Annotated in this window: 12 protein-coding genes; 9 read left to right on the top strand and 3 right to left on the bottom strand. The window is 73.5% G+C overall.

What is annotated here, in order from left to right; translation table 11 throughout:
* The first annotated feature begins 27 nt into the window (after positions 1-27).
* Entirely contained in the window at positions 28-993 is a 966-nt protein-coding gene (gene glk, locus AB0I15_RS44560; RefSeq protein ID WP_358110547.1) for a glucokinase, read from the top strand.
* 64 nt (positions 994-1,057) lie between these two features.
* Entirely contained in the window at positions 1,058-1,669 is a 612-nt protein-coding gene (locus AB0I15_RS44555; RefSeq protein WP_358110544.1) for a bifunctional 4-hydroxy-2-oxoglutarate aldolase/2-dehydro-3-deoxy-phosphogluconate aldolase, read from the top strand.
* Between the two features lie 64 nt (positions 1,670-1,733).
* Here AB0I15_RS44555 and AB0I15_RS44550 read toward each other — a convergent pair whose 3' ends face one another.
* Positions 1,734-2,642 carry a LysR family transcriptional regulator gene (locus tag AB0I15_RS44550; protein WP_358110541.1) on the bottom strand — a complete coding sequence of 303 codons (909 nt, stop codon included), beginning with the start codon at positions 2,640-2,642 and terminating at the stop codon, positions 1,734-1,736.
* Between the two features lie 85 nt (positions 2,643-2,727).
* On the opposite strand from AB0I15_RS44550, the gene AB0I15_RS44545 reads away from it, so the two are divergent.
* The 7 genes from AB0I15_RS44545 (at position 2,728) to AB0I15_RS44515 (ending at position 11,387) form a co-directional block, all read left to right on the top strand.
* Entirely contained in the window at positions 2,728-3,591 is an 864-nt protein-coding gene (locus tag AB0I15_RS44545) for a xanthine dehydrogenase family protein subunit M (protein ID WP_358110538.1), read from the top strand.
* Between the two features lies 1 nt (position 3,592).
* A complete protein-coding gene (locus AB0I15_RS44540) occupies positions 3,593-4,087 on the top strand; it encodes a (2Fe-2S)-binding protein (protein WP_358110535.1) in 495 nt (164 codons plus the stop codon).
* A complete protein-coding gene (locus AB0I15_RS44535) occupies positions 4,084-6,432 on the top strand; it encodes an aerobic carbon-monoxide dehydrogenase large subunit (protein ID WP_358110532.1) in 2,349 nt (782 codons plus the stop codon). Before AB0I15_RS44540 ends, AB0I15_RS44535 begins: the two co-directional genes overlap by 4 nt.
* Positions 6,429-7,229 carry an XdhC family protein gene (locus tag AB0I15_RS44530; RefSeq protein ID WP_358110529.1) on the top strand — a complete coding sequence of 267 codons (801 nt, stop codon included), beginning with the start codon at positions 6,429-6,431 and terminating at the stop codon, positions 7,227-7,229. The genes AB0I15_RS44535 and AB0I15_RS44530 overlap by 4 nt, the downstream gene beginning before the upstream one ends.
* Before the next feature lie 53 nt (positions 7,230-7,282).
* A complete protein-coding gene (locus tag AB0I15_RS44525) occupies positions 7,283-8,074 on the top strand; it encodes an IclR family transcriptional regulator (RefSeq protein ID WP_358110526.1) in 792 nt (263 codons plus the stop codon).
* Between the two features lie 130 nt (positions 8,075-8,204).
* Positions 8,205-9,359: a cytochrome P450 gene (locus AB0I15_RS44520; RefSeq protein ID WP_358110523.1), complete on the top strand. Its 1,155-nt coding sequence runs from the start codon at positions 8,205-8,207 to the stop codon at positions 9,357-9,359.
* 150 nt (positions 9,360-9,509) lie between these two features.
* Complete coding sequence (locus AB0I15_RS44515; RefSeq protein WP_358110520.1) at positions 9,510-11,387, top strand: protein kinase; 1,878 nt, start codon at positions 9,510-9,512, stop codon at positions 11,385-11,387.
* 112 nt (positions 11,388-11,499) lie between these two features.
* Here AB0I15_RS44515 and AB0I15_RS44510 read toward each other — a convergent pair whose 3' ends face one another.
* Together AB0I15_RS44510 and AB0I15_RS44505 are read right to left on the bottom strand one after the other, a co-directional pair.
* Positions 11,500-12,405 carry a D-isomer specific 2-hydroxyacid dehydrogenase family protein gene (locus AB0I15_RS44510; RefSeq protein WP_358110517.1) on the bottom strand — a complete coding sequence of 302 codons (906 nt, stop codon included), beginning with the start codon at positions 12,403-12,405 and terminating at the stop codon, positions 11,500-11,502.
* Positions 12,402-12,782 (bottom strand): FCD domain-containing protein (locus tag AB0I15_RS44505; protein WP_358110514.1); only part of this gene is annotated, 381 nt, incomplete at its 5' end. The genes AB0I15_RS44510 and AB0I15_RS44505, both read right to left, overlap by 4 nt.

Raw genomic sequence — 12,782 nt, 5'->3', positions numbered from 1 at the left:
CGCCGCCCCGAATGCCGGAGGTATGTCGTGAGTGCCTTTGACCTTCCGTGGCTCGTCGCCGACATCGGCGGTACCAACGCCAGGTTCGGCCTGGTCACCTCGCTGGGAGCGCGGCCGTCGAACGTCGCGGTCCTGGCCGGGGCCGACTACGCCACCCTGCCCGAGGCCGTGGCCGCCTATCTCGCGGAGCACGCGGGCGGGGCGCGGCCGGGGGCGGCCTGCCTGGCGCTCGCGGGCCCGATCGACGGCGACCGCTATCGGCTGACGAACTCGGCGTGGGCGGGGTCCGTACGCGACCTCGACGTGCCGTACGCCCGGCTGCTCAACGACTTCGAGGCGCTGGCCGTGTCGCTGCCACACCTCGAGGGCGACGACCTGGTGTCCCTCGGCGGACCCCCGCCCGGCCACGGCGTCAAGGCCGTGCTGGGCCCCGGGACCGGGCTCGGCGTCGGCGGGCTGGTGCCGGCCGAGCACGGCTGGACCCCCGTCCCCGGCGAGGGCGGGCACGTCACGATCCCGGTGGTGGAGCCGCGGGAGTTCGAGGTCGTCCGGGCGCTGCGCGAGCAGGGGCTGCCGCACGTGGTGGCCGAGCACGTGCTGTCCGGGCCCGGCCTGGTCCGGCTGCACCGGGCGCTGGCCCTGGTGAACGGCGTGACCGCGCCGGACCTGACCGCCTCCGACATCGTGGCGAGGATGGACGACTCGCTGTGCGCGGAGACGATCGAGGTGTTCTGCGGGCTGCTGGGCAACTTCGCCGGCGACGTGGCGCTGACCCTGGGCGCCCGGGGTGGGGTGTACCTGGGCGGCGGAGTGCTCCCCCGTATCGTGGAACGCGTGCGTACCAGTGACTTCCGTACGCGGTTCGAGGCCAATCCCGACATGGCCACGTACCTGGCTGCCATCGGGACCGCGCTGATCGTCGCGCCCCAGCCGGCGCTGACCGGCGCGGCGGCGTGGCTGAGCCAGCGCGCCCGCAGGGAGCTGGTGGGGTGAGTCCGCCCCCGCCGGTGTTGTCCATGACTAGACGGCCGTACGCCGGCCGACGAGGAGAGAACCCATGAGCTTGCTCGATCTGGCCCCTGTGATCCCCGTCGTGGTGATCGAGGACGCCCAGACCGCCGTTCCGCTGGCGCGGGCGCTGACCGCCGGGGGCCTGCCGGTCATCGAGGTGACCCTGCGCACGCCCGCCGCCCTCGAGGCCATCGCCAGGATCGCGGACGAGGTGCCCGAGGCCACCGTGGGCGCGGGAACGATCCGGACCACGCAGGACATCTCCGCGTCCGTGTCGGCGGGGGCGAAGTTCCTGGTGTCGCCGGGCACGACCCTGTCCCTGGTGGAGGCGCTGGACTCGAGCGGGGTCCCCTACCTGCCGGGGGCCGCGACCGTGTCCGAGGTGATGGCGCTGGCCGAGCGGGGGCTCAAGGAGCTGAAGTTCTTCCCGGCCGAGCCCGCGGGCGGCGTGCCGTACCTCAAGGCGCTGGGCGGGCCGCTGCCGGACGTGCGCTTCTGCCCGACCGGCGGCATCCGGGTGAACACCGCGCCCGACTACCTCGCGCTGCCGAACGTGGGCTGCGTGGGCGGCACCTGGCTGACCCCGGCCGACGCGCTGGCGGCCGGCGACTGGGACCGCATCGAGAAGCTGGCCGCGGAGGCCGCCGCCCTGCGGTGATCTTCACGCGGCGACGGCGGCGGGCGTGCCCGCCGCCGCCCGCCGCCGTACGCCGTCGCACGCGTCAGCTCCAGATCGACACGTGCACCGGCGGCCGGAAGCGGCTGCGGGGGATGCCGTCGTGCGGGGTGCGCATGACCTGGGTGGCGGCCGGGGTCGTGAGGAAGTCCAGGAACGTGCCCGCGGTGGCCGAGCGGGTGGCGGGGTCGAGGGTGGTGGCGTACCAGTAGGCGGGCAACGGGGTGGCGGCCGTCTCGACGACCACCAGGTCCCCGCGGCGCAGTTGCGAGGTCACCAGGTGCGCGGTGGCGGGCGCGACGCCGGCGCCCTCGGCCGCCGCCTTCCACGCCGCCGCCTGGTTCGCGAACACCCGTACGTGCGACTCCGGCACCCGCAGCAACCGCAGCAACCGGCCGGTGTCGCCGGCCGGGTCGGTGCCCGAGGGGCCGACCAGCCACTGGTCGCGGCGGCCGCGCGGGGAGCCGACCGCGATGAGGCGGCAGCGCAGCACCGGCCTGCTCACCAGCCCCGCCCCCTGCACCTGCGCGCCGATCGCGACGTCGGCCAGGCGGCTGGACAGCAGCAGCGGCACCTCGGCCGTGGCCGCCACGCCGGTGGTGGCGTCCACCGGCTTGCGCTGCGTGAACAGGCAGATCAGGGGCCCGGCGACGGACTCGGCCAGGCCCGCGTCCATGACCACGTGCAGGCGCGCGGGACGGCCGGGCTGGACGGCGGCGAACGCCTCCGCGCCGAGCGCGACGATCTGGGCGGCGATCCCGAGCAGCCGCCGGCCGCCCTCCGTCAGCTCCATGCGGTCGCCGGAGCGGGTCACCAGAGGGTCGCCGAGGTGCCTGCGGAGCTGGGCCAGCGACTGGGAGACCGCCGGCTCGCTGACCCCGAGGGCCCGTGCCGCCGCCTTGACCGAGCCCAGGCGGGCGACGAAGACGAACGCGCCGAGCTGGCTGAGTGTCACACCCTCTTCATAGTTCTCCGACACTCATTAAGGAAAGCCTTATTTGCGGATTGTCGCGACAAATCGGTAACAGCAGTGTGCAGTCATGCAGGTTCCCGCGACGTTCGAATACGAGAGAGCCGACAGCGTCACGCACGCGCTCGAACTCCTGGAGCGCTACGGACCCGAGGCCAGGGTCGTGGCAGGCGGTCACAGCCTCATCCCCATGATGAAGCTCCGCCTGGCCCAGCCCGAGGCGCTGATCGACATCAACGGCCTGGCCTCTGAACTGGGGCGGATCGCCGTCGAGGGCCACGAGCTGGCCATCGGGGCGCTGGTACGGCACGCGGAGTTGCTGGAGAGCACTACCGCCACCGACCTTTTCCCGATATTTCGGGATGCGGAGCGCGTTATTGCCGACCCAATTGTCCGAAATCGGGGGACCGTTGGCGGGTCGTTGTGCCAAGGGGATCCCTCTGAGGATTTGTCGGCGGTGTTCGCGGCATTACGGGCGACCGCCGTCATCCAAGGCCCGGGCGGAATCCGTACGGTGCCGGTCAGGCAATTCCACGAGGGTCCTTACGAGACCGCCGTCGAGCCGAACGAGCTGCTGATCCAGCTCCGCGTGCCCGTCGCGCCCGGCACCGGCAGCGCGTACGAGAAGGTCGAGCGGCGCGTCGGCGACTGGCCCGTGGCGGCGGCCGGCGCGGTCGTCCGGCTCGACGACGGCGTGATCGCGGAGGCGGGCATCGGCCTGACCGCGGTCGGCGCCGAGCACTTCTGCGCCCCGGAGGCCGAGACCTACCTGGAGGGCAGGCGGCCGGACGCGGAGACGTTCGCGGAGGCGGGCCGGATCGCCGCCGAGCACTGCTCGCCCCACGCCGACCAGCGCGGCCCCGCCGACTACAAGCGCCACCTGGCCGCCGAGCTGACCCGGCGCGCGCTGGCCACGGCCGCAGGGAGGATCTGACATGCGGATCACGGTCTCCGTGAACGGGCAGCCCTACACGAGGGACGTCGAGCCGAGGCTGCTGCTCGTGCACTTCCTGCGCGACGAGCTGGACCTGACCGGCACCCACTGGGGCTGCGACACCTCCAACTGCGGCGTCTGCACCGTGCGGCTGGACGGCGTGCCGGTCAAGTCGTGCACGGTGCTGGCCGTCATGGCCGACGGGCACGAGGTGACCACCGTGGAGGGCCTGGAGCGGGACGGCGAGCTGGACGCGGTGCAGAAGGGCTTCGTGGAGTGCCACGGCCTGCAGTGCGGCTTCTGCACGCCCGGCATGCTGCTGACCGCCCGCGCGCTGCTGGATCGCCATCCCGACCCCGACGAGGGCCAGATCAGGGAGGCCATCTCGGGACAGCTCTGCCGGTGCACCGGCTACGAGAACATCGTCCGCTCGATCCGGTGGGCGGCCGATGCGCGTTCGACGGTCGCCGAACCCGCGACGGAGGCGAAGTCATGAGCTACGGACCCATGCGCCGCAAAGAGGACGCCCGCTTCATCCGGGGCCGCGGCAACTACACCGACGACGTACGCCTGCCCGGCATGCTGTACGGCGCCGTCCTGCGCAGCCCGCACGCCCACGCCAGGATCGTCTCCGTCGACACCAGCGCCGCCGAGGCGCATCCGAAGGTCAAGGCCGTCATCACCGGCCAGACGCTGGCGGGGCTGAACCTGGCCTGGATGCCCACGCTGTCGCAGGACACGCAGGCGGTGCTGGCCACGGACAAGGTGCGCTTCCAGGGGCAGGAGGTCGCGTTCGTGGTGGCCGAGGACCCGTACTCGGCCCGCGACGCGCTGGAGCTGATCGACGTCGAGTACGACCCCCTCGGCGCGGTCATCGACGCCCGGCGCGCCCTCGACGAGGACGCCCCGGTCATCAGGGACGATCTCGAGGGCCGTACCGGCAACCACATCTTCGACTGGGAGGCCGGCGACCGGGCGCGCACCGACACGCTGTTCGAGCAGGCCGAGGTGACGGTCGCGCAGGACATGATCTACCCGCGCGTGCATCCCGCGCCGCTGGAGACCTGCGGCGCGGTCGCCGACTTCGACAAGGTGACCGGCAAGCTCACCGTCTGGTGCCCCACGCAGGCGCCGCACGCGCACCGCACGCTGTACGCGATGGTGGCCGGGCTGCCGGAGCACAAGATCCGGGTGATCTCCCCGGACATCGGCGGCGGCTTCGGCGGAAAGGTCGGGATCTATCCGGGCTACGTGTGCGCGATCGTCGGCTCGATCGTCACCGGCAAGCCGGTCAAGTGGATGGAGGACCGCTCCGAGAACCTCATGAGCACCGCCTTCGCCCGCGACTACCACATGCACGGCGAGATCGCGGCGACGCGCGACGGCAGGATCCAGGCGATCCGGGTCAAGGTGCTGGCCGACCACGGCGCCTTCAACGGCACCGCCCAGCCGACCAAGTTCCCCGCCGGGTTCTTCCACGTCTTCTCCGGCTCGTACGACATCGAGGCCGCCCACTGCGAGGTCACCGGCGTCTACACGAACAAGGCCCCCGGCGGCGTCGCCTACGCCTGCTCCTTCCGCATCACCGAGGCCGTGTACCTGGTCGAGCGCATGGTCGACGTGCTGGCCGCCGAGCTGGGCCTGGACCCGGCCGAGCTGCGCATGCGCAATCTGCTCAAGCCGGAGCAGTTCCCCTACCACTCCCCCACCGGCTGGGAGTACGACTCCGGCGACTACCCCAAGGCGCTGCGCCTGGCCATGGACATGGTCGGCTACGACAAGCTCCGCGCCGAGCAGGCCGACCGGCGGGCCAGGGGCGAGCTCATGGGTATCGGCCTGAGCTTCTTCACCGAGGCCGTCGGGGCCGGCCCGCGCAAGCACATGGACATCCTCGGCCTCGGCATGGCCGACGGCGCCGAGCTGCGCGTGCACCCGACGGGCAAGGCGGTGCTGCGGGTGTCGTGCCAGTCCCAGGGGCAGGGGCACGAGACCACGTTCGCCCAAATCGTCGGCCAGGAGCTGGGCCTGCCCCCCGACGACATCGAGGTGGTGCACGGCGACACCGACCAGACGCCGTTCGGCCTGGGCACGTACGGCTCCCGCTCCACCCCCGTCTCCGGCGCCGCCACGGCCATCGTGGCCAGGAAGGTACGCGACCGGGCCAAGATCGTGGCGGCGGCCATGCTCGAGGCGTCCCCGGAGGACCTGGAGTGGGCCGACGGGAGGTGGTCGGTGGTGGGCGACCCGGCCACCGGCAAGTCGATGGCGGAGATCGCGCTGGCCGCGCACTCGAACCTGGAGCTGCCCGAGGGCGTCGAGGGCCACCTGGACGCCACCACCGTCTACAACCCGCCCAACCTGACCTACCCCTTCGGCGCCTACGTCTGCGTCGTGGACGTCGATCCCGGGACCGGGCAGGTCAAGGTGCGCAGGTTCGTGGCGGTGGACGACTGCGGGGTGCGCATCAACCCGATGATCGTCGAGGGGCAGATCCACGGCGGGCTGGCCGACGGGGTCGGGATGGCGCTGATGCAGGTGATGGCGTTCGACGAGGACGGCAACCACCTGGGGGCCTCGTTCATGGACTACCTGCTGCCGACGTCGATGGAGTGCCCGTCGTGGGAGCTGGGCGAGACCGTGACGCCGTCGCCGACGCATCCGATCGGGGCCAAGGGCGTTGGGGAGTCGGCCACCGTGGGCTCGCCGGCCGCCGTGGTGAACGCCGTGGTGGACGCGCTGGCGCCGTACGGGGTGCGGCACGCGGACATGCCGCTCACCCCGGCGAACGTGTGGCGCGTCATCAACGGCGACCCGTTCCGCACGGACCTGGCGATCCCGTGAACGAGTTCCTGGGCATGCCGGCGCCCCGCCCGCGTGGCGGGGCGCCGGACCCGAGGCCGGTATCGGAGGAAGTGGCGGGTGATCTGGACGCCAGGGTCGCGTCGTTGCGGTCGGGGCGGGAGCCGTACGTGCTGGCCACCGTCGTGCGGGCGCAGCGGCCCACCAGCGCGAAGGCGGGCGACCGCGCGCTGGTGCTGCCCGACGGGACGATCGAGGGGTTCGTCGGCGGCGTCTGCGCGACCGACACCGTGCGCGCGCAGGGCCTGCGGCTGCTGCGTACCGGGGACTCCACGCTGCTGCGGATCACCCCGGAGGCGGAGGCGCCGCACGAGGAGGAGGGTCTGGTCGCGGTGGGCCAGCCGTGCCTGTCCGGCGGGACGCTGGAGATCTTCCTGGAGGCCGTGCTGCCGCCGGTGCTGGTGCACGTGCACGGGGACGGCCCGATCGCGCGGGCGTTCGTCGCGGTCGGGCGGGCGCTGGGCTACCGGGTCGAGCCGGGCCCGATCACCGAGGGCACCTCGGTCGTGCTGGTCGCCTCGCACGGCGTGGGCGAGGAGCCGGTGCTGCGGGACGCGCTGGCCAGGGGCGTGCCGTACGTCGGGCTGATCGCCAGCCGCAGGCGCGGCGCGGCGGTGCTGGAGGGGTTGGAGGGAGGTGAGCGGGTGCGGGTTCCGGCGGGTCTGGACATAGGGGCCAGAACTCCTGGTGAAGTGGCGGTTTCCGTGTACGCGGAGATCATCGCCGAGCGCCGATCGGGGGTATCAGCGAGCGGTGGCCGGGTACGCCAGGAAATGTAAAACCGCAGCCCCGGGAAGCCCCCTTCCGCTCCTCGGCAGGCGAAAGGGAATTCATGCCGACGGAAACGGCCAGCCAAGTACAGATGGTGACGGACGACCGCCCCGTGTCGCAGCCGGGCAGTCTGGAGCGGGGGATCGACATCCTGCTCGCGCTCAGCGCGGCGTCCCACCCGGTCACGCTGTCGCAGCTCTGCCGGAGCACGGGGCTGCCCAAGTCCACCGCGCACCGGATCCTGGGCGTGCTGTGCTCACGGGAGCTGGCCCGGCGGGTGGGCAACGCCTATCTGCCGGGTGAGCTGCTGGAGTCGATGACGGGCATCACCAGGGCGCGCATCCCGGGCACGCGCCAGGCGGTGCTGCCCTATCTGCTCTATCTGTACGAGACCACCAGGCAGACGGTGAACCTGGCCGTTCCCTCGGGCCTGGAGGCCCGCTACGTCGAGCGCCTCTACGGCCACAACCGCGTCGTCTCCCGCTCCGACAGCGTGGACCGGGCGCCGCTGCACTGCACGGCGACCGGCAAGGCACTGCTGGCCTTCGATCCGAAGCTGCGCCAGGAGGTGCTGGCGCGCGGCATGTTCGAGCGCATGACGCGCCGGACGATCACCAGCCTGGCCGGCCTCGAACGCGAGCTGGCCCAGGTCCGCAGGCACGGCGTGGCCTACTCCCAGGAGGAGTACACCGAGGGCGTGGCCTGCGTGGCCGCACCGGTGTTCGGCCCCGGCGGCCGGATCTGCATGTCGCTGGGGGTGGCCGCGCCCGCCCATCAGGTGCCGCTGGCCAAGCTGGGCATCTCGGTGCGCGGCGCCGCCCAGGCCATCTCCGCCACACTCCTCGGCTTGTGACCGTTCCGGTCAACGGAACATGGGCCGATCATGAGACCGAAAGTGTTCCATTGACCGAAACCCCGCATTGCGCGAGCACCTCCCCGGCGATCACATCGGGATATGAACGTCGGATCGCGGGAGGCCCCGCGTGCCTAGGGGCCTGCCCAGGGCCACCCTCCTGGAGAGCCTGCGCCTGTCGGCCGCGCTCGTCCCGCCGGGCGCGCCGCACGTGACCCCCGGGCGCGACCTGCTGCGCTCCCGTACGCTGCTGGCCACCCTCGAGTCCCGGTACGGCGGCCGCCCCGTCCTGGTGGGCGGCCCGCGCGGCCCGGCCCTGCTCGTCATGTCCAAGCGCGACGCCCTGCGCGTGCTGTCGGAGCAGGACTCCGCCTACGCCCCGGCCGTCGAGAAACGGCCCTTCGCCCTGCCGACCGACGTGCTGCGCCCGGGCTTCATCGCCATCGCCAAGGAGGAGGCCGCCGAGCTGACCTCCGGCGTGGTGGACCATGCCCGGCTCAACGCCCGCTGGCAGCGCGTGGCCAGGCGCTGCGTGTACGGCGACGGCGCCGCCGGCGACGAGGAGCTCACCCGGCTGCTGGAGGGTCTCACGCGGGCCGGCCGGCGGCGGGCCAGGAGACGGTCCCGGCGGCGCCAGGACCTGCTGTCCGGCCGCTACGACTCCAGGATCATCGACCACCTGCGCCGCGCCGAGCCCGGCAGCCTGGCCGGGCTGATCGCGGAGACGCCCGAGCCCGAGTCGCGCGGGCTCATGCAGGCCGCGTTCTGGCTGATGGGCCTCGGCGCCACGGCGACCGGGCTGACGCAGACGCTGGCCCTGCTCGCCGCCCACCCGGCCCACCGCAAGGCGGCCCGCGCCGACGGCGACTACCTGCGGGCCTGCCTGCGCGAGGGCCTGCGCCTGTGGCCGCCGGTGCCGGCGCTGTCGCGGGTCTCCACCACCGAGACCGACTGGTACGGCACCACCCTGCCCGCCGGCACCACCGTGCTCGTGCCGATCGCGGCCCACCAGCGCAGCCCGCGCCTGCCGTACGCGAACACGTTCTGCCCCGAGATCTGGCTGGACGGCACGGCGGCGGAGGAGTGGTGGGCCCGGCCCGGCTGCGGCGGGGTGCACCTGACGCTCGCGGTCGGCACGGCCTTCCTGGCGAGCATCCTGCGCACGGCGCGGCCGAAGCCCGTCGGGCGGCTGCTCTCGCCGCACCGCCCGCTGCCCCACACGCTCGATCCGTGGCGGCTGCGCGTCACGATGCGGCCCCTCCGTCGCAACCCTGCTCAGGGCTAGTTGGCCAACGGGCAGCCCCTTCCTCCGTTAGAGTCTGGGGTACAAACGGGATGCCGGGCGGCGTAACGGTTCGGGTGCCACGCGATGACGAACCGGCGGGAGGAACGGTTCGGATTGAGACGGGATGACGACGGCGAGAGGACGGCGACGTTGGGGCGCTCCGCGGGCACTCCGCTGAAGCCGGAAGATCCGCCGGCGATCGGGCCCTATGAGCTGGCCAGCCGCCTCGGTTCGGGCGGCATGGGGGTCGTCTACCTCGCCAAGGCCGCCGACGGCTCGCGGGTGGCGCTCAAGGCGATCCGCCGCGACTACACCGCCGATCCGGTCTACCGGGCGCGCTTCAACGAAGAGGTCTCCAACGCGCGCAAGGTGGCCTCGTTCTGCACGGCGCGGGTGCTCGACCACGGCGAGGACCGGGGCGTGCTCTACCTCGTCACCGAGTACATCGACGGCATCTCGCTGGAAGACCACCTGATCGAGCACGGCGCGCTGACGCCGTCGGTGCTGCACTCGGCGGCCGTGGGCGTGGCCGCCGCGCTGACCGCGATCCACGCGGCGGGGCTGGTGCACCGCGACCTCAAGCCGGCCAACGTGATGCTGACCCTGGCCGGGCCCCGGGTGATCGACTTCGGGCTGGCCCGCTCGACCCACGTCGACTCCCGGCACACCAACGCCGGCATGGTCATGGGCACCCCCGGATGGATCGCTCCCGAGCAGGTCTTCGAGGGGCGCACCAGCCCGGCGGGCGACGTGTTCGCGTGGGGGTCGCTGATCGCGTACGCGGGGCTGGGCGGGCATCCGTTCGGCGAGGGGGACGCCTACGTGATGGCGGCCAGGGCCCGCAGCGCGCCGCCCGACCTGCGGGGGCTGCCCGCGCCGCTCGACCGGCTGGTCGCGGCGGCCATCCACCCCGACCCGGCGCGCCGGCCCGCGGCCAAGCAACTGCTGCTGGAGCTGGTGGGCGCGGCCGACGAGCCGGCGGCGCAGCTCGCCGCCTCCAAGCACCTGACCAACGCGTGGAACCCGTCGGAGTTCGGGCCGCTGATGCCGCCGGCCCCGCACCCGATGCCGCCCGACCGCACGGGCGCGGTGCCGGGCCCCGGCCCCCAGCCGCCCCGCCACCAGCCGTCCCCCGCCGAACGCACCGGGCCGCGGCCCGGCTCGTCCCAGATGCCGCCCGCCGAACGGACCGGACCTCGGCCCGGTTCGTCGCGCGTGTCCCACCAGCCTCACCAGCCGCCGCCGGCCGAGCGCACCGGGCCCACGCCGGGCGCCGCGCAGGTGCCGCCCGCCGAACGCACCGGGCCGCGGCCCGGCTCGTCCCAGATGCCGCCCGCGGAGCGCACCGGCCCTCGGCCGGGATCGTCGCGGGTGCCGCACCAGCCGCCGCCGGTCGACCGCACCGGGCCCGTACCGGGGGGCGTGCGCGCGCCGCACCCCGACCTGGGCGGGCCGATGAGCGGGCACATGCCGCCGCACCAGACCGGGCAGGGGCCGCTGCCCCACCACGCGACCACCGGCCAGGGTCCGCTGCCGGGTTACCCGCCCGCGCGACCCAAGCGCGGGGTGTTCGCCGGCTGCCTGACCGCCCTGGTCATCGCCGTCGTGCTGCTGGTGGTGGTGCTGGCCGTGCTGGCGTGGGTGTTCCGCTCCTCCCCCGCCGTCGGCGACGGGCCCGTGCAGGACGGGAAGCTGCGCTTCGCCGTGACCGGCGCGAAGTGCCCCAAGCCGCCGAAGTCCGCCGACAAGCGCACCTGCCAGATCGGCGTGCGCGTCAACAACGTCGGCCAGGAGGCCAGGGTGCTCTACCCCGGTCAGCAGCGGCTGGTCGACGAGGACGACGCGCCGCACGGCGGCACCAAGCTGCTGGACAAGGCCGGCAAGGAGATCACGCCGGTCCGCATCGAGGCGGGCCAGTCGTTCACCGGCGCGCTGGTGTTCGAGCTGCCGAAGGACCTCGAGCCGGCGGAGCTCGAGGTGCACGATTCGGGGCTGAGCACCGGGGCCAGAGTGAGCCTGGGCGGTTAGCAGGCCGCACGGTCCCGGGGGTGTCCGGGCGGTCGACGGACCTCACGGTCCAGGGCGGTCGACGGACCTCACGGTCCGGGCCGTCGGCGGGCCCGCGGGAGCGCTTGGGCGGTCAGAAGCCCTGCGACGGTGAGACCAGGCCTTCGAGCGGCTCGCCCGCGTGGAACCGGCGCACGTTCGAGGTGACGCGCTCGGCCAGGCCGCGCCAGTAGGCGGCGCGCGGGTTCGCGCAGTGCGGGGTGATGAGCACGTTGTCCAGCTCCCACAGCGGATGCCCGTCGGGCAGCGGCTCCGGGTCGGTGACGTCGAGCGCGGCCCCGCCGATGTGGCCCGCGCGCAGCGCCTCCACCAGCTCGCCGGTCACGACGAGGCCGCCTCTGGCGACGTTCACCAGCCAGGCGTCGTCGCGCATGAGCGCGAACTCGCGCGCCCCGAACATGCCCCTGGTGTCCGGCGTGGCGGGCGCGGCGACGACCACGTAGTCGGCCTCGGGCAGCGCCTCGCGGTAGCGGGCGCGCGGCACGATCTTGGACGCGCCCGGCACCTCGGCCCGGTCGGTGACCGCCACCACCGTGCAGCCGAACGGCTCCATCATCCGGATCAGCGCCCGGCCGATGCCGCCGCAGCCGGCGATGGCGACCGTCGAGCCGGCGAACTCCTTGGAGGTGTTGGGCCCCCACGACGTGGTCCTGGCCAGCCGGTGCAGCCCGCGCGCGGCGGTCAGCATCAGGGCCAGCGCGTGCTCGGCCACGGGCGCGCCGTACGAGCCGGTGGCGGCGGTGAAGACCGGCTGGTCGGTGATGACGCCGGCGTCCGCCCACCGCTCGACGCCCGCGTGCGGCAACTGCACCCAGCGGATGCCGTCGTGGAGCATGGAGCGCATCCGCTCGGGGTCGTTGTCGCCGAAGTAGACGATGGCCTCGGCCCGCTCCAGCGGCACGATCTCGCCGCCCGCGCGGCGTACGGCGTCGATCAGCACCGGGACGGGCTCGGGGCCGACAAACACGGGGACACTCATGTGCTCTCCTTCGTCGTTGAGAAGATCGCGGCGCAGGCGCCGCCCGCAAGTAGACGCTCGACCTCATCATGGGCCGCCGCGACGATCAAGCCGACCACCCGCGCCGCCTCGGCGCCACGGCCGGCGGCGACCGCCTCGGCCGCGTCGAGGTGGCGGCGTACGGCGGTCGTGTCGAGCGGCTCGGGCAGGAGCAGCAGGTCGCGCCTGGCCACGAGCAGTTCTTCGGTCACCTCGGCGAGCTGGGCGAACATGCCGTTGCCCGACGCGCCGAGCAGCACCCGGTGGAAGGCGGTGTCGGCGGCCACGAAACCCTCGCCGTCGCCGGCCCGGGCCGCGCCCGTCATGGCCCGCGCGTGGGCGATCAGCTCCTGCCGCAC

It is taken from the genome of Nonomuraea sp. NPDC050643, from assembly GCF_040654715.1.
Taxonomy (GTDB): domain Bacteria; phylum Actinomycetota; class Actinomycetes; order Streptosporangiales; family Streptosporangiaceae; genus Nonomuraea.
This window is presented reverse-complemented; position numbering and strand designations above follow the sequence as displayed.